Below are 21,160 nucleotides of genomic sequence, written 5' to 3' on the forward strand. Positions count from 1 at the left end.
GTGCGCGCCATGAGCGAACGAGAGCCCGGCCAGGGCGCAGGCCACGACGGCCCTGTGCCGGGGCCGGGCTCTCGCCGTGCGCCCGGGGCCCGTCCACAGGCTGTGGAAACATGGCTCCGGGGGCGGCCCAGGGCCGTTGGATCTCCACCCACAACGGCACCGGGGCGGGTGGCCGCCGCCGTGTGCGGCGGCCCGTGTGTGCCGGCCCGTGTGTGCCGGCCCGTGTGTGCCGGCCCGGGTACGTCGGCCCGTGCGGGTCAGGCTGCCAGGGTCTTCAGGCGCTCGGCCGCCTCCTGGAGCACCGCCGGCTGTTCGCAGAAGGCGAAACGGACGAACGGTGCGCCCTCCTCGCGGTGGTCGTAGAAGACGGCGTTCGGGATCGCGACCACGCCCACCCGCTCGGGCAGGGAGCGGCAGAAGGCGAAGCCGTCCGACTCGCCCAGCGGGCGGATGCCGGTGGTGACGAAGTAGGTTCCGGCGGGGCGGAACACCGTGAACCCCGCCTCCGCAAGGCCCGCCGCCAGTAGCTCCCGCCGGGCCCGCATGTCCGCCCGGAACGCGGCGAAGTACGACTCCGGCAGCGCCAGCGCCTCGGCGATCGGGTACTGGAACGGACCCGAGGCCACATAGGTCAGGAACTGCTTGGGCGCCCGCACCGCCGCCACCAGCGCGGGCGCCGCCGTGATCCAGGCCACGCCTCGTTCGTACACCCATTCACGCGTGGCACACCGGGCCCACCAGGGGCAGCCGTCGCCGACCGGAGGCGCGGGCTGAGAAGTCCGCCGCTCTCCGCCGCACGACTGAACGCAACGCACCGTGCGGACGGGACGGGACCGGTGGATCGCCGCGGTTCACCAGTCAGCTCTCGTAGTGGTAGCGGCACTGTGCGATCAGGACGGCGTCCTCGGTGGCCTTGTAGATCAGTCTGTGCTCGTCGTTGATGCGGCGCGACCAGTAGCCCTGGAATCCGTGCTTGAGCGGTTCCGGTTTACCGATCCCTTCGTTGCCGTTCCGGGCGATGTCCGCGATGAGCGTGTTGATGCGCTTCAGGATCTTTCGGTCCTGAAGCTGCCACCACAGGTAGTCCTCCCAGGCGCGGGAGGAAAAGGTGATCTTCAACCCGGGGCCCTCATTCGTCGGTCGCCAGCTCGCGTACGGTGCCGCCGCCGTTCTCCAGCTCGTCGATGGAGGCGAGTAGGCGCCGGGCGTTCGCCGGGCTTCGCAGCAGGTACGCGGTCTCCTTCAGGGACTCGTAGTCCTCAAGGGAGATGATGACGACCGGCTCATGTCCGGCCCGGGTGATGACGACCTCCTCACGGTCGTCGGTGACGGAGTTGAGCACCTCGGCGTACCGCGCGCGGGACTCGGAATACGTCATGGTCTTCACGATCAACCCTCCTTCGACGTACAAGAAATTGTACGTCTCGCTCTGTGGTGCGGCAAGCGCCGGTACGACGGCCGGGAGCATGCGGCCTCCGGTGCGGACGTTCCGGGCGGGCGGGGCGGGCGACGGGGAATGCGAGGACCGACCTGCGGCGGCGGGCGGTGCGCGAGCGCTTTGCGGAGCCTTTCCGCCGCATCCGTCAGCACCTCGGTGCGTTTGCAGAAGGCGAACCGTACGAAGGCGCACCCTGCTCGCGGTGGTCGTAGAAGACCGCGTTCGGGATGGCGACGACGCCCGCGCGCTCCGGGAGGGCGCGGCAGAAGGCGAAGCCGTCGGTCTCGCCGAGGGGGCGGATGTCGGTGGTGATGAAGTAGGTGCCGGCGGTGTCGTAGACCTTGAAGCCCGCTTCGGCCAGGCCCGACGCGAGGATGTCGCGCTTGGTGCGCATGTCCTGGCGGAAGGTCTCGAAGTAGAGGTCGTCCTCCACACCGAACTCCCGCGCCCGGAGCCCGAGGCGGACGCCCGCTGACGAAGACTGCCAATGTGGCCAGTCCGTTGCCGTGAGTCCGTGCGGCGAAGCCCGGTTCGTCGCAAGGAGGTTCAACGCCGGGGTCGCTGTGGGTGACAACCACCGTGTACGGCCCTTGCGGTAGCTGGCCGCTCGCCCTCAGCCGAGTTGTCGGCCCCGGATGGGCGATAGCGTGGGGCGGCAAGGACTGCTGCTGACAGGGTGGACGAATTTTATGCGGATGCGGTTCGAGCCCGAGGCCGAGGAAGAGTTCGAGGCGGCGTGCGGGCTGCTGGTCGACCGCCTCGTCCGGTGGGCCGGGGAGCAGACGCTGCCGGTGGACGGGTTCACGGCTGAGACGGCACTGGACTACCGGCACCGGGCGACTGCCGACGGCCGACTGGGGCTGTGGGAGTCGCGCCATGTGGAGGAGCTACTCCTCTCCTGGCTTCCCCAGCAGGTCACCGAGCTTCCCGGGGAGGAACGCGCCGATGCCTCGGGCACACTGCGCACGCTGCTGCGCTACCTGCACGCCACGCAGTTGGCGGACCCGCGCGGCCCCGCCCTCGAGGACTCCCTCGCGGCGGTCGACGCGACGGCGGGACGGTATCCCGCGGCGATGGCGGACCGCACCCGCTGGGGGATGGCGAAGTTCTGGGCCATGACAGCCGCCGAGCAGGGCGTGGACGTCTTGGACGGGGCGGCGTTGCAGCGCTTCGCGGAGCGGGCGCAGCGTGGGGAGGCCGTCTACGACGAGCAGGTCCTCGATGCGATCATGGAACGGCGGCTGACCGGCAACACACTGTCCGGTGTGGCGCGGGCCGAGCCGCAGCTGCCTGTGGTGCTCCCCCCGGACGGCGAGCTGCGTCGACGGGCCGAGACATCGGCGATTCTTGCGCAGTTGCGCGGACTCGCCGAGTGGGCGGGGCGCGACGGCCGCGCGGTGACGGCGGCGGGGCGGCTGCGGATGGCAGATGCCCGCGAGCTGGTGGACGTACTGGACACCGGGGACAAGGTCGACGGGGTGCGCTCTTCGGCCGACCTGCCGCAGCTGGGACTGCTGTTGGAGTGGGCGAAGAAGGCGCGGCTGGTCCGGGTGGTCAAGGGGCGTTTGTACGCGGTGGCCAAGGCCCGGCCGGTGCTGTCAGATCCGCTTCAGCTGTGGCTGCGCGCCTTCGACGCGTGCTTCGAGTTGCGGCAGGCCCTGATCGGCGCGCGGAGCGGCTGGCACGTCGAGTCGATGCTCTTCGACGTCTACGAGGACATCCTGGAAGATGTGCTGAACACGCTCTACAGCCTGCCGTACCCGATGCCCTGGCCACGGTTGCGTGACTCCGTACACCTGGCCTATCGGGCCCGCTTCCGGCTGGACGGCGGGTCGGATCTCCGGCACCGGATGTGGTTCGAGCACGCCGACCGGGACCTGCGCACGGTGCTCGACCTGCTGGACGACCTGGGCGCGATCGAGCGTGGCCGTGGGATGGCCGACCCGGTGTTCCTGGACGTCGACCTCTCCGATACCGGACCCGAGCTGCCCGCGGACATGCCGCCGGAGCTCGCGGAGCTGCTGGGCGTCGCGGGGGCGGCCACGGACCCGGCGGCGCGGGAGAGGGCCGATGCCCGGCGCGAGGAGCTGACCACAGGGCCGGTCGAGCTCATCCATCTCACCGAACTCGGTACCCGGGCCGTACGGCGGCGGCTGATGGCGGCCGGCAGGGACGCACCGCTGGTCGGTGAACTGGCCCAGGCGCCGGCGGCCGGCCTGCTGGGGGTGCTGGCCGATGACTACGACCCGGACTCCGCCCGCACGGAGCTGGCCGGCTGGATCACGGCCCGCGGCGTGCGAGAGGCCGCACTGCGGCAACTGACCGACGCCGTAAGGACCATGGCTTTCCGCACGCGCGCGCAGGCGATGCTCGACGTGCTGTTGGCGGCGTTGCCGGACGGTGAGGGCGAGCGGCTGCTGCGTACGCTGCGTCGCGACACCCAGCTGGCGCCCCTGGCGCTGAACGCTCTGGCGCAGCGCGAGTTGCTGTCCCCAGGGGACATGACCGATGCCGAGCATCTGCTGGTGCTTGCCGAGAACCTGCTCCAGCTTGTGGAGCTGGCGGGCGGCTCAGGCAGCGCCGAGGAGGCGCTGCGCGCCCAGGGTCCCCAGGCCAGGGACGCGGTTGCCGCCGCGTTGGACTCCGCGCACCCGGAAAGGGCCGGGCTCGACGAGCTCAGGCAGTTGGCGGCACGGGTACCGGGTACCCACGGCGCCCGCCCCGGCATCGCCCGGAAGGCTCGGCGCCCCTCAGGCAAGAGCGTCCGCAAGCGGCGCCGCTGACCGGGCAACTCAGCCTGGCCCCCAGACGCCGGGTGTGCCGGCACTGGCACGGAGCCGGGCGGAGGGAAACCGATGGTCCCGGCGTCGTACGTCCTTGGTGGCGCGTTACCGTCGGCGTCGTGGTTGAGGGATGGGACGAGGACGGACTGCGGGCCCTGCGTGGCGCGCTCTACGCGCAGGACGGGGCGGCACTGCTTGCGGCGTTGCGTCGTGGACCCGTGCGTGAGGTGCTGCAGCTGGTCGGCGATGGTGTGGCCGGGGCCGCGGCGCAGGGCCTGCCGGGGGCCGCGGAGACGGCGGCCTTGTTTCTCGGCGCGCTCCAGGAGCGTGGCTTCCGGGGCGATGAGGAGCTGGCGGACCGGTTGCGTGAGGCCACGGGAGACGCGGCGATCCCCCTCCTGCGTCCGCTCGCGGTGGATCTGGAGATGCTCGCCATGCTGCTGGAGGGTGACCTGGCCGAGTCCGGTGGCCGGATCGATCTGCCCACCGGGGAGTGCTGGCCTGCGTTCACCGATGAGCTGGGGCCTGGGCCCGAGGCCGAGGAGAACGACGATCCCGAGCGATGGCTGTACGTGCCGGCTCTGGGGTCCCGGGCAGGTTACCGGGACATGGAGCTGTTCATCGAAGAGGTCGAGGACGCCGCCCTTGCCGACCGGCTGCGGTCCGCCATCGGCGGGCGGGGCGCCTTCCGGCGCTTCAAGGACGTGCTCGCCGGTGACGAGCGCTCCTGGAGCCGGTACCACCGGTTCCGCGATGAGCGACAGCGCGGCCGGGCCCGTGCCTGGCTGGCCGAGGAGGGCTACTGCCCGCACATCACCTTCTTCGTAGAGCCCAGCTCGGGTTCGTACCCTTCGGGGCCGGTATGACTCTTCGCTGCCCCTGTCCCGCATGATCCGGAGGCGCTGTCACCGGGCCTGGCGGCGTCGGCTGATCGCTGATGGAAGCGTGTCCGCGGACAGGCGGGCCGCGTGATACGACTGCCGATCACCGGTGTCCCGGTCGACCAGGCGGCAGTCGAGTGCGGGGGCGCGGCGGCGCGGAGCGACCAGGCCGTGTGGCCGGTACATCTGCTGGTACGTCTGTGGCTGTCAGACGGCCAGCGTCTTGAGTCGGGAGGCCGCCTCCTCCAGCACGCCTGTCCGCTTGCAGAACGCGAAGCGGACAAAGGGCGCGCCCTGCTCACGGTGGTCGTAGAAGACCGCGTTGGGGATCGCCACCACCCCGCAGCGCTCCGGCAGTGCACGGCAGAAGGTGAAACCGTCGCTCTCACCGAGGGGCCGGATGTCGGTGGTGATGAAGTACGTGCCGGCCGGGCGGAAGATCTTGAAGCCCGCCCGCTCCAGGCCGCCCGCGAGCAGGTCCCGCTTGGCCAGCATGTCCGCGCGGAAGTCCGCGAAGTATGAGTCGGGCAGGCTCAGGGCCTCGGCCACGGCGTACTGGAAGGGCCCGGACGCGACGTACGTCAGGAACTGCTTGGCCGAGCGGACCGCGGCCACCAGAGTCGGGGTGGCCGTAATCCAGCCGACCTTCCAGCCGGTGAACGAGAACGTCTTGCCGGCCGACCCGATCGTCACCGTCCGCTCGCGCATCCCCGGGAACGTGGCGAGCGGCACGTGCTCGGCGTCGTCGAAGACCAGGTGCTCGTACACCTCGTCCGTGACCACCAGGAGATCGCGTTCCACGGCCAGCTCCGCGATCGCCGTGAGCTCCGCGCGGGTGAGGACCGTGCCCGTGGGGTTGTGCGGGGTGTTGATCAGCAGCAGCCGGGTCCGGTCGGTCACCGCGGCCCGCAGCTCGTCCAGGTCCAGCCGGAAGGCGGCTCCGTCGGCGCCGACGGCTCCGTCGTGGTTGTGCGGCCGCAGCGTGACCGGCACCCGCTGCCCGCCCGCCATCGCGATGCAGGCGGCGTAGGAGTCGTAATACGGCTCCAGGGCGACCACCTCGTCCCCGGGCTCCACGAGCGCGAGCAGCGCGGCGGCGATCGCCTCGGTGGCGCCCGCCGTGACCAGCACCTCGGTGTCCGGGTCAAAGGACAGCCCGTAGCGCCGCAGCTGGTGCGCCGCGACGGCCCGGCGCAGCTCGGGAACGCCCGGGCCCGGTGGGTACTGGTTGCCGCGTCCGTCGCGCAGCGCCCGTACCGCCGCCTCCCGGATCTCCTCGGGGCCGTCGGTGTCGGGGAACCCCTGCCCCAGGTTGATCGACCCGGTCCGCGCGGCCAGGGCGGACATCTCGGCGAAGATCGTCGTCCCGAACTCGGCGAGCCGGCGGTTGAGGAGCGGGCGTGCGCTGGAGGTCATGCCGGTCATCCTGCGTCGAAGCTCTGGACTTCCTCAAGTGGGCTTTGGCCGGAGCAGTGGCCGGGCATCCCCCGGGCACGCAACGAGCGAGGCGCCCGCGGGGGGCTGCTTCGGGGGACTTCCGGGGGGAGCCCCGGGGGATCGGAAGGAGGGGGACGCCATGGTCTTCGGCATCGTCCTTGCCGTGGTCGCGGTGCTGTTCGTGGCCGCCGTGGTCGCCGCGGCACGCAGGAGCGCCCGCAGCGACCGGCACGCCAAGAGGCACGGGGGCCGGTGGGTGCGGTCCCACAGCGGGAGCGGCGACGGGGGCGTGAGCTGGTGGGCGGCGGGGGACGGCGGCTCGTCGTCCGGCGGCCACCACTCCGGCGGCCACCACTCGGGCGGGCACCACTCCTGCGGGGGGCACTCCTCGTGCGGCGGCGGGTCCTCCTGCGGGGGCGGCTCGTCGTGCGGCGGCGGATGCGGTGGAGGCAGCTGACACGGGGCAGCCGAGCTCCACAGGGAGAACCGCATCCCTGGCGGCGCCCGTCGGCAGGAGCTGGCCGGCGGGCGCCCCAGCGCCGACCCGCGCGCCACCGCGCCGACTCACGCGCCCTGGCGCACGCCGTGGTTGAACAGTTGAGCTGTGGGGCCCTCTAGGGGATGGAAACCCCACGAAGTTGGGTAAAGACGCTGTGGCGGCGCCATCGTTCATGATTCCCTCTAACTCGCCGACGCAGCCCCTGGGACGTCCTGCTCACCCCACACCTGAACTGGGCTGACCTGGCCGCTCTCCCCTGGGTCGACCGGGGTGCGCCGGCCCTTTGCCTCCCCTTCTTTCTGCGTGCTAGCGGAGCCGACCCATGCTCACGACCCTGAACACCTCCTATACCGACACGCGCGCGGCCGACCTCGCCTGGGCCCTGGGACGCGAGCCGCTGCCCGCACTGGCCACACTGGACCTCGAACTGGCCGACGCGAAGCTTCAGTTACGCCTTCTCGGCGCATCCCACCAGGTGCTTCTGGAGGAGGAGCGGGGCAGTTGCTCGGAGACGGTGGCGTGCATCGCGGGCTCCAGTACGCCCCTTCCGCTCGGGGTCGCCAAGCGCGTGGACGACTGGGAGTACGAGTTCGCGGCGCGCGTCGAGGTGCTCTCGCCGGGCTCGTTCGCCGGCCGCGCCCAGGAGTTGCTGGCGCTGGTGTCCGACCACCCCCACGGCCTCGCGGGGGTCTTCCCGGGCAGCCCGCACGCGTTCACCGCGATGCTGGCGCAGCGGTACGAGGGCCAGGTGCACTGGCGGACCTGGCACGCCTACCCGCAGGACGGCCAGTTGGTGGCGACCCGGACGAGAGTGGGAGCGCGCCGCTCCGCACTGGCCGGGTCCAACTGAGCTACGGCGCCGGCCGGGCTTCAACCGAAGTGCCGCCGGCCGGGCTTCAACCGAAGTGCCGCCGGCCGGGCTTCAACCGAAGTGCCGCCGGGGCCGACTGAAGTCCCGGCGGGTCCAACTGGCCGAATTCAAACGCCTGATGCGTCAACCGTTCCTTTTTCCACACGTGTGGGTGACGAAGCGTCCCACACCCGTGACGTAACGTCGCAGTCGTGATCGAACCGCACGCCCCGGCCCAGTCCGGCACCGCGCCACCCGGCACGGCGCCGGTCCGGTGCGGCCCCGCGAGGCTGCCCGTCCGGCCGGGGACCGGCCGGTTCCTCGTCCTCGCGGGCGTCTTCGTCTGCGCGGCCTGCGGACTCGTCTACGAGCTCGAACTCGTCGCCCTCGCCTCGTACCTGATGGGCGACTCGGTCACCCAGGCCTCCGTCGTGCTGTCCGTCATGGTGTTCGCGATGGGCGTCGGCTCGCTCGTCGCCAAGCGGCTGCGCCGGCACGCCGCCGTCGCCTTCGGCGCGATCGAGGCGACGCTCGCCCTCGTCGGCGGCTGCAGCGCCCTGGCCCTGTACGCGGTCTTCGCCTTCACCGGCGGCTGGGGCGGGATGTGGGCCGACGGACCGCGCTGCCTGCTGGTCGCCTTCTCACTCGCCATAGGCCTGCTGATCGGTGCCGAGGTGCCGCTGCTGATGGAGCTGATCCAGCGCATCCGCCGGCAGGACGCGGGCGGCGCGGTCGCCGACCTGTTCGCGGCGGACTACGTCGGCGCGCTCGTCGGGGGCCTCGCCTTTCCCTTCCTTCTCCTGCCGCTGCTCGGTCAGTTGACCGGGGCACTGCTCACCGGCGCGGTCAATGTCGTGGCCGGCGGGGCCCTCGCGCTCGGCCTGTTCCGGCGGGACCTGACCCCGCGCGGGCGCCGGCTGCTGCTGGTCGCCAACCTCGCCGTACTCGGGCTGCTCGCCTCGACCGCCGCCCTGGTCGGCGACTTCGAACGGGCCGCGCGGCAGGCGGTGTACGGCAACGACGTCCGCGTGGCGCTGCGGACCGGCGTCCAGGAGGTGGTCCTCACCGGCGGCACCCAGGGCCGCCCGCTGGACCTGTTCCTCGACGGGCGGCTGCGGGTCAGCGGCCACGACGAGCGCCGCTACCACGAGGCCCTCGTCCACCCCGCGATGACCGGCCCGCACGCGCGCGTGCTGATCCTCGGCGGCGGAGACGGCCTCGCCGCCCGCGAAGTGCTCCGCCACCCCGGCGTCGAGCACGTGGACATCGTGGAACTCGACCCGGACGTCGTCCGGTTGGCGCGCAGCGACCCGGCGCTCGCCCGGCTGAACGGGCACGCCTACGGCGACCCGCGCGTCCACGTGACGACGGCCGACGCCTTCGACTGGCTGCGCGGGGCGCCGCCGGCGGCGTACGACGTGGTGATCGAGGACCTGCCCGATCCGGGCATCACGGCGAGTACGAAGCTCTACGCGCAGGAGTTCTACGGCCTGGCCCGCCGGGCCCTGGCGCCCGGCGGCCGGCTGGTGGTGCACGCCGGCCCGGTCTCCCTGTGCCCGCGCGTGTTCTGGACGGTGGAGGCGACGGTCCGTGGGGCCGGGCTGCGCACCGTCGCCTACCGGGCGGGCGGCCACGACCAGGGCTTCACAGCCGGGCCCGACCGTACGGCGGGCCCCTCCCACGCGCCCCGGGACTGGGGCTTCGTCCTGGCGGCCCGCTCCACCCCCGTGCTCGGCCTGGACCCACGGGCCCCCCGCCCGCACACGCTCACCCCGGCCGCGCTGGCGGCGGACGCCCGCGCCGCACTGCGCACACGCATCCCGGACCTGCCCCCGTCGACACTGGTCCACCCGCGCTACGCAGACTGAGGAACCGTTCCGGTGCCGGGTGCCGTTCACGGCACGTACGGCCACAGCGTCGTCGCCCGCGGACCAGTCCACCGGCCTGCGCGCCCTGACCTCCCGCGAGGTGGAGCTCCTCCGCCTGGTGGCCCGGGGCCTGACCAACGCCGAGGCCGCCGACCGCCTCTTCGTCAGCGAGGCCACGGTCAAGACCCACCTCAGCCGCACCATGGCCAAACTCAGCCTGACCAGCAGAGCCCAGGCGGTGGTGCTGGCCTGCGAGACGGGGCTGGTGCGGCCGGGGGCGAGGGGTGAGGGGTGAGGGGTGAGGGGGCGGCGGACCGGGGCGTCCGGGCGGCCGGGGCCTGCGGTGGTGCGGTGGTCAACACGGGACGAGTTGCGGTCGAGGGGAGGGTATTACCGGCCGCCACTGGGTACCCTCGGCTGACATGGAGCACGAGGTGTTCGTTCCGGTTCCGGCCCAGCGGCTGCGGGAGGCGCTCGCCGACCCCGCGCAGGTTGCCCGGGCGGTTCCCGGGCTTCAGGCGGAGGCGGGCACCGAGCCCGTCGCCGGCCGCCTGAAGGTGCGGATCGGCAGCCACTCCATCACCTACCGCGGCACCTTGCGCGTCTCCGCCGGCGACGAGGGCACGTACGCCGTCGAGGGCGACGCGACCGAGTCCCGCGGCACCGGCTCGGTCAAGTTCGCGCTCACCCTGCGCGTCCGCGACACCGACGCCGGCTCGACCCTCACCTTCGACGGCACCGCCATCGCGGGCGGCCGCGTCGCCGAGCTCGACCCGGAAGCGGTGCGGGCCGCCGCGGCCCGGCTGCTGAACCGTTTCGCGGAGGGGCTCGCCGAGGACACCGAACCCCGCCCCGCCGCGCCGTCCGGGCGCATCCCGGCCTTCGAGACGGAGGTCTTGCCGCCCTCTCCCGACCCGCTCGCGGACGAGGAGGACCAGGCCGAGGACCACAACGGTGAGGACCGGCCCGGCGGCGAACGGGACGAGGAGGCCGAGGAGCAGGCCGAGCGGGACGACATCCTGGAACCCGTCCTGCCCCCGACCGGTGCCGAGACCGGCACCGAGGCCGTCTCCGACACCTTCGCCGAGGCCGAGGAACCGCCCGCCGAGGCCGCGCACGCGCGCCGGACGATGATCGGCCGCAGCGCGGAGGAGGTGGACCACGCCCCGCCCCGCGGCCGCTACGCCCCCGTGCCCGCCCCGCTCACCGTCTCCGGCAACCCCGTCCTGCGCTGGGCCGCTCCCGCCGCCGCGCTGGCCGTGGCCTCGGCCATCGTCGTGGGCCGCGCCCTCAGACGCCGCCGGTGAGGCAACAACCCCCGACCCGCACCGCCGTCGGCCGGCCACGACGGAAAACAACCTCTTGATCGGCCCAGTAGCCTCGTTGCGTGAGTAACGAAGAGATCACGCTGACCGCGGGCGACGCGGAGGCGATCGTGCGGCCGGGCGACGGGGGCCGTATCGGAGGACTCCGCGTGGGCGGCCTCGAACTGCTCCGCCAGGGCGAGCGGTTCGGCTGCTTCCCGATGGTTCCCTGGTGCGGCAGGATCCGCGACGGCCGGTTCCTGGACGGCGCCACGGTCCACCAGATGCCGCTCAACTCCCCGCCGCACGCCATCCACGGCACCGCCCGCGACGGCGCCTGGCGCACGGCCCGCACCTCGGCGCACGAGGCGGTGATCACCTACGACCTCGTCGACCCCTGGCCCTACGCCGGCCGGGTCACCCAGGCGGTCGCCCTGACCGGGGACTCCCTGACGCTGACGATGTCCGTGGAGACGTACGACTCCTCCTTCCCGGCCCAGATCGGCTGGCACCCGTGGTTCAACCGCAACCTCGGGGGAGAGGGCGCCGAGGACGTCCGGCTGGACTTCCACCCCGCCTGGCAGGAGGAACGCGGCGACGACCACCTGCCCACCGGCCACCGCACCGACCCCCGGCCCGGCCCCTGGGACGACTGCTTCGGCATGCCCGGCGGCGTGGACGTCACGCTCACCTGGCCCGGCCGGCTGGAGCTGAGGGTGACCAGCCCCGAGGAGTGGGTCGTCGTCTACGACGAGCAGGAGGCCGCGGTGTGCGTGGAGCCGCAGACCGGCCCGCCCAACGGCCTGAACACCCGTCCGCGCCTGGTCACGCCGCTGGAACCGCTGGAGGCCACGACGACCTGGACCTGGCGCCCCGCTTAAGCTGACTGCCATGAGTGACGTTCGCGGCGAGCTGCTGCAGCAGATCAAGGACAAGGCCGTGGTACACGGCAAGGTGACGCTGTCGTCGGGCAAGGAGGCCGACTACTACATCGACCTCCGCCGCATCACGCTCGACGGCGTGGCCGCGCCGCTGGTCGGTCAGGTCATGCTCGACCTGACCGCCGACCTGGACTACGAGGCGGTCGGCGGCCTCACCCTGGGCGCCGACCCGGTGGCCACCGCGATGCTGCACGCCTCCGCCGCACGCGGGAGGACGCTGGACGCGTTCGTCGTGCGCAAGGCGGGCAAGGCGCACGGTCTGCAGCGCCGTATCGAGGGCGCGGAGGTCGCGGGCCGTCGTGTGCTCGCCGTCGAGGACACCTCCACCACCGGCGGTTCGGTGCTGACCGCCGTCGAGGCGCTGCGGGAGGCCGGCGCCGAGGTCGTCGCGGTCGCCACGATCGTGGACCGGGCGACGGGCGCCGCCGAGGCCATCGCCGAGAAGGCGCAAGTGCCGTACGTGTTCGCGTACTCGAAGGACGACCTGGGTCTGGACTAGCGGACCCGTCATCCACAGGCTGGACAGGGTGTCCGGTGCATCCGGCTCCGTCTGCAAAGATGGGGCCGACGACGACGTCACCCCCTAGGTCAGGGCCTTCAGCACGCAGAATGCCACCCGCACATACAAGGAGCGGACCATGCCCATCGCAACCCCCGAGGTCTACAACGAGATGCTCGACCGGGCGAAGGCAGGCAAGTTCGCCTACCCGGCCATCAACGTGACGTCTTCCCAGACCCTGCATGCGGCGCTGCGCGGTTTCGCCGAGGCGGAGAGCGACGGCATCGTCCAGATCTCGACGGGTGGCGCCGAGTTCCTGGGCGGTCAGTACACCAAGGACATGGTCACCGGCGCCGTCGCCCTGGCCGAGTTCGCGCACATCGTCGCCGAGAAGTACCCGGTCAACATCGCGCTGCACACGGACCACTGCCCGAAGGACAAGCTCGACGGGTATGTGCGCCCGCTGCTCACGCTCTCCGAGAAGCGTGTCCAGGCCGGTCTGAACCCGCTGTTCCAGTCCCACATGTGGGACGGCTCCGCGGAGACCCTCGCGGACAACCTCGTCATCGCCCAGGAGCTGCTGGAGCGCGCCCGCGCCGCCAAGATCATCCTTGAGGTCGAGATCACCCCGACCGGCGGCGAGGAGGACGGTGTCTCGCACGAGATCAACGACTCCCTGTACACGACGGCCGAGGATGCGATCCGCACCGCCGAGGCCCTCGGCCTGGGCGAGAAGGGCCGCTACCTGCTGGCCGCGTCCTTCGGCAACGTCCACGGCGTGTACAAGCCGGGCAACGTCGTGCTCCGCCCCGACCTGCTGAAGGAGCTGAACGACGGCGTGGCCGCGAAGTACGGCCTGCCCGCCGGCAGCAAGCCGTTCGACTTCGTCTTCCACGGCGGCTCCGGCTCCACGGAGGAGGAGATCCGCACCGCCCTGGAGAACGGCGTCGTGAAGATGAACATCGACACCGACACCCAGTACGCCTTCACGCGTCCGGTCGCCGACCACATGTTCAAGAACTACGACGGCGTCCTGAAGGTCGACGGCGAGGTCGGCTCCAAGAAGACCTACGACCCGCGCACCTGGGGCAAGCTGGCCGAGGCGGGCATGGCCAAGCGCGTCGTCGAGGCCTGCGGCAACCTGCGCTCCACGGGCACCAAGATCAAGTAGGACCGTACGGGACGGCAGATGACGGACCCGGCGCGACGGCGCCGGGTCCGTTCCCCGTCTGGTCCCCCGACGGCCGGCGCGGGATGATCCCCTCATGGCTGTCACCGCACGGCACGCCCCCGCCGTCAGGATCGCCACACCCACCGGGCGCTGGATCCTCTTCACGACCGTGCTCGGCTCCAGCATGGCCCTGCTGGACTCGACCGTCGTCAACGTCGCCCTGCCCCGCATCGGCCAGGACCTCGGCGCGAGCCTCTCCGCCCTCCAGTGGACGGTCAACGCCTACCTGGTCACCCTGGCCGGCCTGATCCTGCTCGGCGGCTCCCTCGGCGACCGCTACGGCCGCCGCAGGATCTTCGTGCTCGGCGTGGTCTGGTTCGCCGCCGCCTCCCTGCTCTGCGGCCTCGCCCCCGGCCCCGCCGTCCTCATCGCCGCCCGCGCCCTGCAGGGCGTCGGCGGCGCCCTCCTCACCCCCGGCTCCCTCGCCCTCATCCAGGCCTCCTTCCACCCCGACGACCGGAGCAGGGCCGTGGGCCTGTGGTCCGGATTCGGCGGCATCGGCGCGGCCGTCGGCCCGTTCCTGGGCGGCTGGCTGGTGGACGGCCCCGGCTGGCGCTGGGTGTTCCTGCTCAACGTCCCGCTCGCCCTGGTCTGCGCGCCCGTCGCCGTACGCCACGTCCCCGAGTCCGATGCGGGCACCTCCCCCCTCGAACGCGGCCCGGAGCCCGGCGGCGGCCGCGCCCGCGGCGGCTTCGACGTGCTCGGCGCCGCGCTCGGCGCCCTCTCCCTCGCCCTGGTGACGTACGCCCTGATCGCGGCCGGACACGGCTCCCTCGCCGTCGCCCCGACCGCGACCGCCGGAGTGCTCGCCGCCGTCGCCTTCGTCTACGTCGAGAAGCACCGCCCCGACCCGATGATGCCGCTCGACATCTTCGCCTCCCGCCAGTTCACCGCGGTCAACCTGGTCACCCTGTGCGTCTACGCGGCCTTCGGCGGCTTCTTCTTCCTCACCGCCCTCCAGCTCCAGGTCGTGTCCGGCTACTCGGCGCTCCAGGCGGGCACCGCCCTGCTCCCGACCACCGCACTCATGCTCCTGTTCTCGGCCCGCTCGGGCGCCCTCGCCGACCGCATCGGCCCGCGCATCCCGCTCACCGCCGGCCCACTGCTCAGCGCGGCGGCGATGCTGCTGATGCTGCGGGTCGGCAAGGGCGCGGACTATCTCACCGACGTCCTGCCTGCCCTGCTGGTCATGGGCGCCGGCATGGTCACCCTGGTGGCCCCGCTGACCGCCACCGTCCTCGCCTCGGTGGACACCTCCCGCGCGGGCCTGGCCAGCGGCATCAACAACGCGGCCGCCCGCGCCGCCGGCCTGATCGCGGTGGCCGCGCTGCCGCTGCTGACCGGGATGGGCCCGGAGGCGTACCGTTCGGCGGACGCCTTCGACGCCGCGTTCCGGCGGGCGATGCCGATCTGCGCCGGGGTGCTGGTGGCGGGGGCGGTGCTCGCCTTCGCCACGGTCCGCCGCCCGGCCCCGGACTGCCGCCACCCCGAGTGCCGCACCCACTGCTGGGTGACCGCGCCTCCGCTGGAGGGCCGCCGGTCGCGAGGCGGTGCCCCGTAGGGCGGCCCGCCACCCACCCGCATCCCCGACGGCCCGGAGCCCCGTGAGCTCCTCGCGAAGGGCACCTCGCCCGCCGAGGTCGCCGCGCGGTACCCGGCGTCCTCGCCGGCGTGGGCGCAGCCGGCCGACGACGCGTTCGAGCGGGGCGCGGCCGTGGAGTCGTACGCGTACGCCCGTACGGGCTGCCACCGCGGTCTGGACGCCCTGCGCCGCGGCGGGTGGAAGGGGCACGGCCCGATTCCGGGGAGAATGCCACTGCATGTAATCGTGCACTCCGTGCCACCGCCGCTGTCCGGGTTACCGCGGCACGGACGTTTCAGCCCCGGTGACTACCGCTTCAGCTCGGTGTACGCCTCAGCACTGCTGTCCCTGAGGAACTGCCAGCAACGCTCCGCCTCGTCCTTCTCGTTGATCTCGCCCGCGGCACGAGCGAGGGCGGCGAGGCAGCGCAGGAACCCACGATTGGCCCGGTGGTCCCAAGGGATGGGGCCATGCCCCTTCCACCCGGCCCGGCGCAGTGCGTCCAAGCCGCGGTGATAGCCGGTGCGCGCGTAGGCATAGGACTCCACCACTCGCCCCGCCTCGAAGGCGTCGTCCGCGAGCATCGCCCAGGCGAGCGAGAACGTCGGATGCTTCGCCGCGACCTCGGTCGGCGCCAGGGAATCCTCGCCCAGCAGGCGGTACGCCTCTTCGTTCTCCGGCAGGTACGTCGGTTCCGGGCCGCCGAGCAGGTTCTTGTGCGTCGTCATGGAAGCAGTCTGCCACTTGCGGACAGACATTCGTGATGCACATGAGGAACATCGGCCGTGGTCCAGGTGGTGATGAGAACGGCGGTTGATGTAACCGACCGTGGTATGCGACGATCCGGCGCATGGCGGTACGACGGGGGTCCTCCGGGGCCATACAGGTGGGCATCTACACCCGGATCAGCAAGGACGACGAGGCTGAGGGACTGGGCGTCGCACGGCAGGAGGAGGACTGCCGCCTGCACTGCGCGGCCCGGGGGTGGGAGGTCGCCAGGGTCTACGAGGACAACGATCTCTCCGCGTACAAGCGCAAGACGGTACGCCCCGAGTTCCGGCAGATGCTGGAAGATCTGAAGGCCGAGCGGATCGACGGGGTCGTCGCCTGGGACATCGACCGCTTCACGCGTCAGCCGCGTGAACTGGAGGCGTGGATCGACGAGTACGAGGATGCCGAGCGCCGGAAGCGCCACCTCGTCTTCGACTCGGTATCGGCGTCGGACATCGACCTGTCCACGGAGAACGGCCGGTTCATCGCGCGGATCAAGGTGACTGTCGCCAGCAAGGCCTCGGCGGACACCTCCCGGCGTACGAAGCGCAAGCACCTGGAACTGGCGGCGCAGGGCAGGCTTCCCGGTGGCCGGGCGCCGTACGGATGGAACCGAGAGGACCGCAGGACGCTGGTGCTGGAAGAGGCCGAAAACCTCCGCAAGGCGGTGCAGGACTTCCTCGGCGGCATCCGCTGGGCGTCGATCGCGCGTGAGTGGCGGGACAAGGGGGTCAGGTCGCACAGCGGCGGCTTCTTCGACGACTCCAAGATCAAGCGGATGCTGATGAACCCGCGGATCTGCGGCTACCGGATGCACCAGGGTGAGTTGTTCCTGGACGAGCATGGTGAGCCCGTCGTCGGCGACTGGGAGCCGATCGTCACCCCCGAGGACTGGTACCTGCTCACGGAGAAGGTCCGGCGGGAGTCGGAGGGGCGGGCCGCACGAGACAACGCCACCAAGTACCTGCTCTCCGGCATCGCCCGGTGCGGGCGGTGTGGTGCGAAGATGCGGGGCTTCCCGTCGTACCGGAAGTCGAAGACGTCATCGCAGTTCAAGTACGCGTGCCCCGGTAAGAACGACGGGGGATGCGGGGGAGTCGCCAGGGCAGGCGAACCGGTCGACCGTCTCATCAGGAACGCCGTGTTCCTCAGTTCGGACAAGGCGCTCGCGAACGTCCGTCAGCACGCGCCGGAATGGACCGGAGAGGAGCTACTGGCCTCTCTCGAAAGGGATATGGCCGAGTTCCAGCGGGCGTGGCAGGAGAAGCGCATGTCGGCCGCTCGCTACATCGCGCTCACCGAGGACCTGGAGAAGCAGATCGTGGAGCTGCACCGGGAGCGAGCCCTGCACCGCGCCGAGGCGTCCACCTTCGCGGCCGGCCCCACCGACATACGGGAGCGGTGGGAGAAGCTGACGATCGAGCAGCAGCGCGCCGCCGTCCTCAAGGTCTTCCGCGCGGTCGTCATCAAGCCGGCGTCCAACGGGCCGATCTTCGACCCGGCGGACATCGAGCCGGTGCTCAGGTGATGAACGGAAACCGGGCCTCCGTTTCGGCTGGGGACCCGGCTCGGTTCGTTCACGATCGGTCCACGCCGAAGATGCGGAGCAGGTCGTCGACCCACTCCTCGACCCGATCAGGGAGCTGAGCTTCTGCTCGGCGCAGCCACTCGTCCTCAGCCGGAGAGTCCGACCTCCCGCGCCGCGCCACCGCGGCCGCGGAATGGGCGGAAACACGGTGCCGGGACACGGTGAGGGAAACGGGTGAGGGCGGCGTCCGAGTGCGGAGTCGGTGCGGAGGCAGGGGATATTGAGGGTTGGTACAAGGGGTGATTCCTCTTCCGGCTGGCATGGGTGCGGCAACATCGGCCCGCCGGTCGATCGCTGGGGATGGGGTGAGGTGCCCGTGCTGGGGGTTCGCGCGCCCAGGACGGGAGTGGACGGAGGCCGGAGGCTACGCCTCGTCGGGGGAGCCGGCATCGTCGTCGCGGACGGCGGCCCGGGAACAGGGATCACCGACTGATCGTTCCACTCCCGCCGCTGCCGCGAACTCTGTGCCGGCCGAGCCGGCTCCGCGATCCCTGTGGGGCATCATGTGACGCCGGTTCCGGGGAATTGCGCAACCGTCCACAGTCATCCGTTCCACCGCCGCGATCACGTTCTCGCGGACCGATTGCGCATGGCTCCCATGGTGCGGGGGGAATCCGCCTCCGTGCGTTGATGCCAAGGACCTCCCGTGCGGCGATCCCGGCCATTTTCCCGACCACCCCGTCCGGGATGGTCGTTCTGCCACGGGGCTCCGACGCACCCGGCAGCATCGTGCCCAGGCGAGTGCGGGGCTCATCCGGACCGGCTTGTGCAGAGCTGAACCGTTCGGCTCCGTCTTGCGCCGTCCACATCCTGGGATTGGGCGGCTTCGGACCCCCGTCGTACGACGTGAGGTCTAGGCTGCTGTATGGACGTCCCAGACCCCGGCGGCATGCTGTTGCTGAACGCAGATGGCTGCGGGGTGCGGACCTTTCGTCCGTCACCCGGCGCATCCCTGGAGGGAACTGGGTGGGCCCACTGTCCTGTTGTGCAGGCTGTCGGACCGGCCGTTGCTCTGCCTCCGTCGAACGTACGCCCCTGCCGGCAGCGCGCCCAGGGAGGCCGGGACTCCGGCACCACCGCGCCCGCTGCCGGATGGTCTTCCGAACCGAGGCGTCATGCCCCTCCCACAGCTCACCGTCTACCGCCATGACCGAAGGAAACGGGCGCTGATCACCTTGACCGGTGAGATCGATCTCGAAAACGCGCCGTTGGTGTGCGCATCCCTGGAGCGGTGCTTGCGAGACGGCATCCGCACCGTCGACGTCGACCTCACCCCCGTCACCTTCTGCGACTGCAGCGGACTCAACGCCTTCCTGCATGCTTCGCAGCAGACCACCGTGGCCGGCGGGACCCTGCGACTGCACCACCCTCCCGCGATGCTGGCTCGGATGCTGGACCTCACCGGCTGCGGCTTCCTCCTCCTCGGCCTTCCGTTCGGCCAGCTGCCACCTCCTCTCGGGGACACCCCGGCCGCACCCGCTCCCGCCCCGCCGCACGGGTCTGTCCCGCCGGCGCCCGTCCTCTCGGGCGATGTGCGATGACGGCCGCATGGAAGGCCGGCCGGCCCCACCACATTCCCCGCGCATGTATTTTCCCGCGGGGAACGAACCACGGCGAGGCCGGGGGGCCTTGTCACGATGCCTGGAGGCGGCGGTCCGGTTGGGGCCTGACAGCCGGTCGGCCCGCATCCAGACACTGGCGGCCGAGCAGGCGGCCCGACGCGGTGTTCGGGTCGGCGTGGTGGACGTGTGCACCGCGGCCGTGGCCGCGCTGCCGGTCGCAGGGGCCGGGCTGTCGGCGATGTCCCGGACCGCGGCGAGCCACCCGCTGTGCAGCACTGACGACATCAGTGAGCAACTGGAAGAGCTCCAGCTCACGTTGGGTGAGGGACCTTGCGTGGACGCCTTTGCACGCGGCTCGGCCGTCCTGACACCCGATCTGCGCTCCGTCGAACTGCAGGATCACTGGGCCGTGTTCGCCGATGCGGCCCTGGAAGCCGGAGCCCGCGCGGTCTTCTCACTTCCCCTGCAGCTGGGGGCGATCAGCCCGGGAGTTCTGGACCTGTACGCCGATATTCCGACCGTACTCGACCCGGAGGAACTGGGCGACGCACTGGCGTTCGCCGATCTCGCGACTCTCCTCCTGCTCGATACGGGGATCGACGAGACGGGTGCACCGACCGGGGGACCAGTGTCGGACCGCAGCTTCGAGGGCCTGGGCGCATATCGGGCGGAGATCGACCAGGCCAGCGGCATGCTCGCGGTCCAGCTTGGCGTCGGGATCGAAGAAGCCTTCGTCCGGCTCCGCGCCTGCGCCTACACGCAGGGGCGCCGGCTCGCCGATGTGGCCGCGGACGTGGTGGCCCGTCGGCTTCGTTTCTCACCGGACGCGGAGCCGGGCCAGGCGGAGGAGGAAACCTGACGCATGGCTGCCGACCGCGGAACGTACCGTACTTCCCGCCTCTTCAGGCTGGGACTAGTCTCAATCGAGGGTGCCCACGATGGATCAACAGCTTCTGGCCAAGACTTTCGTCGAGCTGGCCGACAACCTCGTCGCCGACTTCGACCTCATAGACTTCCTGCGCCTGCTGGCCGACCGCTGCGTCGGCATGCTCGACGCGAGCGCCGCCGGGGTGCTGCTCGCCGACCGGGACGGCAAACTCCGCGTCATGGCCGCCTCCGACGAACAGGTGCGTCTGCTGGAGCTCTTCCAGCTCCAAAACGACGAAGGCCCCTGCCTCGAATGCTTCCGCACCGGCGCACCGGTGATCATCCACGACCTGGCCCGGGAGGTCGATCGCTGGCCCCGCTTCGTCACGGTGGCCCAACGCAGCGGATTCGGGGCCGTCCAGGCCCTGCCCATGCGCCTGAGGGAGGAGACCGTTGGCGCCCTGAACCTTTTCCGCGCCGCGCCCGGCCCCTTCGATCCGGCCGCCACACTCATCGCCCGGGCGCTGGCAGACGTCGCCACCATCAGCCTGCTGCAACAACGCACCGCCCACCGCAGCACGGTGCTCAACGAGCAGCTGCAGACGGCGCTGAACAGCCGGGTGCTGATCGAACAGGCCAAGGGGAAGCTCGCCGAACGCCAGGGCATCGACATGGAACGGGCCTTCACCGCGCTGCGCGGATACGCCCGCGCCCACAACCGGCGCCTGGCCGACGTGGCCCGCGCCTTCATCGACGACTCCGAACCCCTCGCCGGTCTGGGGTCCTGGCCCACGCCCTGGCAGGGGTCCGCTACTGGACTGCGCCGTCCTCGATCAGACGGCGGTGCAGCTCCGTGGTCATGACGTGGATCGCCCCGCGTCAGCTCGGTGTTGGTCTTGAGCTCCAACTCCTGCTCGATGAAACCGTGGTCGGCCTTGATCTGCTGGAAGGCCGCCTGCCGGTTCTGGCCGATCATGACGGACTTGAGAGGGAGATCGCCTCCAGCGATGCGATACCACGAGGGTCAATGTGGGCCACGGGCTGGCCTCGGTGAACAGC

General features: G+C 71.5%; 19 protein-coding genes and 4 pseudogenes. 17 read left to right on the forward strand and 6 right to left on the reverse strand.

Annotated elements, in window-relative coordinates; translation table 11 throughout:
• Nucleotides 1–257 precede the first annotated feature (257 nt).
• From ACH4UM_RS32840 to ACH4UM_RS32855, 4 genes and pseudogenes are all read right to left on the reverse strand, one after another.
• Nucleotides 258–695: pseudogene (locus tag ACH4UM_RS32840) on the reverse strand (aminotransferase class I/II-fold pyridoxal phosphate-dependent enzyme); the annotation flags it as partial.
• 163 nt (nucleotides 696–858) lie between these two features.
• Nucleotides 859–1,119: a Txe/YoeB family addiction module toxin gene (locus ACH4UM_RS32845; protein WP_046730454.1), complete on the reverse strand. Its 261-nt coding sequence runs from the start codon at nucleotides 1,117–1,119 to the stop codon at nucleotides 859–861.
• Between the two features lie 10 nt (nucleotides 1,120–1,129).
• Nucleotides 1,130–1,387 (reverse strand): type II toxin-antitoxin system Phd/YefM family antitoxin, encoded by a 258-nt coding sequence (locus tag ACH4UM_RS32850; protein ID WP_398187396.1) that lies wholly within the window; start codon nucleotides 1,385–1,387, stop codon nucleotides 1,130–1,132.
• Between the two features lie 170 nt (nucleotides 1,388–1,557).
• Nucleotides 1,558–1,862 (reverse strand): annotated as a pseudogene (locus tag ACH4UM_RS32855) (aminotransferase class I/II-fold pyridoxal phosphate-dependent enzyme); the annotation flags it as partial.
• Between the two features lie 271 nt (nucleotides 1,863–2,133).
• On the opposite strand from ACH4UM_RS32855, the gene ACH4UM_RS32860 reads away from it, so the two are divergent.
• Both ACH4UM_RS32860 and ACH4UM_RS32865 read left to right on the forward strand, forming a co-directional pair.
• Nucleotides 2,134–4,221, forward strand: coding sequence for a hypothetical protein (locus ACH4UM_RS32860; protein WP_398187399.1), 2,088 nt, complete (start codon nucleotides 2,134–2,136; stop codon nucleotides 4,219–4,221).
• A 119-nt stretch (nucleotides 4,222–4,340) separates the two neighbouring features.
• Nucleotides 4,341–5,087, forward strand: coding sequence for a UPF0158 family protein (locus ACH4UM_RS32865; protein WP_398187402.1), 747 nt, complete (start codon nucleotides 4,341–4,343; stop codon nucleotides 5,085–5,087).
• 222 nt (nucleotides 5,088–5,309) lie between these two features.
• Here the strand turns inward: ACH4UM_RS32865 and ACH4UM_RS32870 are convergent, their stop codons facing one another.
• Complete coding sequence (locus ACH4UM_RS32870; protein WP_398187405.1) at nucleotides 5,310–6,527, reverse strand: pyridoxal phosphate-dependent aminotransferase; 1,218 nt, start codon at nucleotides 6,525–6,527, stop codon at nucleotides 5,310–5,312.
• Between the two features lie 151 nt (nucleotides 6,528–6,678).
• Between ACH4UM_RS32870 and ACH4UM_RS32875 the strand changes: the two genes are divergently transcribed.
• From ACH4UM_RS32875 to ACH4UM_RS32920, 10 genes and pseudogenes are all read left to right on the forward strand, one after another.
• Entirely contained in the window at nucleotides 6,679–6,996 is a 318-nt protein-coding gene (locus ACH4UM_RS32875) for a hypothetical protein (RefSeq protein ID WP_398187408.1), read from the forward strand.
• Between the two features lie 364 nt (nucleotides 6,997–7,360).
• The gene (locus ACH4UM_RS32880) at nucleotides 7,361–7,888 is read left to right on the forward strand and encodes a DUF2617 family protein (RefSeq protein WP_398187411.1); all 528 of its coding nucleotides are present in this window, start codon (nucleotides 7,361–7,363) and stop codon (nucleotides 7,886–7,888) included.
• 212 nt (nucleotides 7,889–8,100) lie between these two features.
• Nucleotides 8,101–9,756, forward strand: coding sequence for a polyamine aminopropyltransferase (locus ACH4UM_RS32885; protein WP_398187414.1), 1,656 nt, complete (start codon nucleotides 8,101–8,103; stop codon nucleotides 9,754–9,756).
• A 76-nt stretch (nucleotides 9,757–9,832) separates the two neighbouring features.
• Nucleotides 9,833–10,051, forward strand: a pseudogene (locus ACH4UM_RS32890) (response regulator transcription factor); the annotation flags it as partial.
• A gap of 127 nt (nucleotides 10,052–10,178) precedes the next feature.
• Entirely contained in the window at nucleotides 10,179–11,063 is an 885-nt protein-coding gene (locus ACH4UM_RS32895; RefSeq protein ID WP_398187417.1) for an SRPBCC domain-containing protein, read from the forward strand.
• A gap of 80 nt (nucleotides 11,064–11,143) precedes the next feature.
• Complete coding sequence (locus ACH4UM_RS32900; RefSeq protein ID WP_398187420.1) at nucleotides 11,144–11,941, forward strand: aldose 1-epimerase; 798 nt, start codon at nucleotides 11,144–11,146, stop codon at nucleotides 11,939–11,941.
• 10 nt (nucleotides 11,942–11,951) lie between these two features.
• Nucleotides 11,952–12,500 (forward strand): orotate phosphoribosyltransferase, encoded by a 549-nt coding sequence (gene pyrE, locus ACH4UM_RS32905; protein ID WP_398187423.1) that lies wholly within the window; start codon nucleotides 11,952–11,954, stop codon nucleotides 12,498–12,500.
• Between the two features lie 139 nt (nucleotides 12,501–12,639).
• The gene (gene fbaA, locus ACH4UM_RS32910; RefSeq protein ID WP_398187426.1) at nucleotides 12,640–13,671 is read left to right on the forward strand and encodes a class II fructose-bisphosphate aldolase; all 1,032 of its coding nucleotides are present in this window, start codon (nucleotides 12,640–12,642) and stop codon (nucleotides 13,669–13,671) included.
• 94 nt (nucleotides 13,672–13,765) lie between these two features.
• Entirely contained in the window at nucleotides 13,766–15,292 is a 1,527-nt protein-coding gene (locus ACH4UM_RS32915) for an MFS transporter (RefSeq protein ID WP_398187428.1), read from the forward strand.
• Between the two features lie 21 nt (nucleotides 15,293–15,313).
• Nucleotides 15,314–15,535: pseudogene (locus ACH4UM_RS32920) on the forward strand (DUF3151 family protein); the annotation flags it as partial.
• Nucleotides 15,536–15,621: 86 nt separating this feature from the next.
• Here the strand turns inward: ACH4UM_RS32920 and ACH4UM_RS32925 are convergent.
• A complete protein-coding gene (locus ACH4UM_RS32925; RefSeq protein ID WP_398187431.1) occupies nucleotides 15,622–16,041 on the reverse strand; it encodes a DUF3151 domain-containing protein in 420 nt (139 codons plus the stop codon).
• Between the two features lie 122 nt (nucleotides 16,042–16,163).
• Between ACH4UM_RS32925 and ACH4UM_RS32930 the strand changes: the two genes are divergently transcribed.
• From ACH4UM_RS32930 to ACH4UM_RS32950, 5 genes are all read left to right on the forward strand, one after another.
• A complete protein-coding gene (locus ACH4UM_RS32930; protein ID WP_398187434.1) occupies nucleotides 16,164–17,612 on the forward strand; it encodes a recombinase family protein in 1,449 nt (482 codons plus the stop codon).
• Nucleotides 17,613–18,787: 1,175 nt separating this feature from the next.
• On the forward strand, nucleotides 18,788–19,213 hold the full coding sequence (locus tag ACH4UM_RS32935; protein WP_398187437.1) for an STAS domain-containing protein: 426 nt from the start codon (nucleotides 18,788–18,790) through the stop codon (nucleotides 19,211–19,213).
• Nucleotides 19,214–19,412: 199 nt separating this feature from the next.
• Nucleotides 19,413–20,093, forward strand: a complete 681-nt coding sequence (locus ACH4UM_RS32940; RefSeq protein ID WP_398187440.1) for a GAF and ANTAR domain-containing protein — start codon at nucleotides 19,413–19,415, stop codon at nucleotides 20,091–20,093.
• 79 nt (nucleotides 20,094–20,172) lie between these two features.
• On the forward strand, nucleotides 20,173–20,964 hold the full coding sequence (locus ACH4UM_RS32945) for a GAF and ANTAR domain-containing protein (protein ID WP_398187442.1): 792 nt from the start codon (nucleotides 20,173–20,175) through the stop codon (nucleotides 20,962–20,964).
• A complete protein-coding gene (locus ACH4UM_RS32950; protein WP_398187445.1) occupies nucleotides 20,961–21,155 on the forward strand; it encodes a hypothetical protein in 195 nt (64 codons plus the stop codon). The genes ACH4UM_RS32945 and ACH4UM_RS32950 overlap by 4 nt, the downstream gene beginning before the upstream one ends.
• Nucleotides 21,156–21,160: the final 5 nt, after the last annotated feature.

It is taken from the genome of Streptomyces sp. NPDC020801 (assembly GCF_044334385.1).
GTDB lineage: Bacteria > Actinomycetota > Actinomycetes > Streptomycetales > Streptomycetaceae > Streptomyces.

Bases quoted from the DNA above. Each gene is read 5' to 3' on its own strand.
- ACH4UM_RS32860 (WP_398187399.1), top strand. From the start codon at position 2,134: ATGCGGTTCGAGCCCGAGGCCGAGGAAGAGTTCGAGGCGGCGTGCGGG.
- ACH4UM_RS32870 (WP_398187405.1), bottom strand. From the start codon at position 6,527: ATGACCGGCATGACCTCCAGCGCACGCCCGCTCCTCAACCGCCGGCTC.
- ACH4UM_RS32875 (WP_398187408.1), top strand. From the start codon at position 6,679: ATGGTCTTCGGCATCGTCCTTGCCGTGGTCGCGGTGCTGTTCGTGGCC.
- ACH4UM_RS32880 (WP_398187411.1), top strand. From the start codon at position 7,361: ATGCTCACGACCCTGAACACCTCCTATACCGACACGCGCGCGGCCGAC.
- ACH4UM_RS32895 (WP_398187417.1), top strand. From the start codon at position 10,179: ATGGAGCACGAGGTGTTCGTTCCGGTTCCGGCCCAGCGGCTGCGGGAG.
- pyrE (WP_398187423.1), top strand. From the start codon at position 11,952: ATGAGTGACGTTCGCGGCGAGCTGCTGCAGCAGATCAAGGACAAGGCC.
- fbaA (WP_398187426.1), top strand. From the start codon at position 12,640: ATGCCCATCGCAACCCCCGAGGTCTACAACGAGATGCTCGACCGGGCG.
- ACH4UM_RS32915 (WP_398187428.1), top strand. From the start codon at position 13,766: ATGGCTGTCACCGCACGGCACGCCCCCGCCGTCAGGATCGCCACACCC.
- ACH4UM_RS32925 (WP_398187431.1), bottom strand. From the start codon at position 16,041: ATGACGACGCACAAGAACCTGCTCGGCGGCCCGGAACCGACGTACCTG.
- ACH4UM_RS32930 (WP_398187434.1), top strand. From the start codon at position 16,164: ATGGCGGTACGACGGGGGTCCTCCGGGGCCATACAGGTGGGCATCTAC.
- ACH4UM_RS32935 (WP_398187437.1), top strand. From the start codon at position 18,788: ATGCCCCTCCCACAGCTCACCGTCTACCGCCATGACCGAAGGAAACGG.
- ACH4UM_RS32945 (WP_398187442.1), top strand. From the start codon at position 20,173: ATGGATCAACAGCTTCTGGCCAAGACTTTCGTCGAGCTGGCCGACAAC.
- ACH4UM_RS32950 (WP_398187445.1), top strand. From the start codon at position 20,961: ATGACGTGGATCGCCCCGCGTCAGCTCGGTGTTGGTCTTGAGCTCCAA.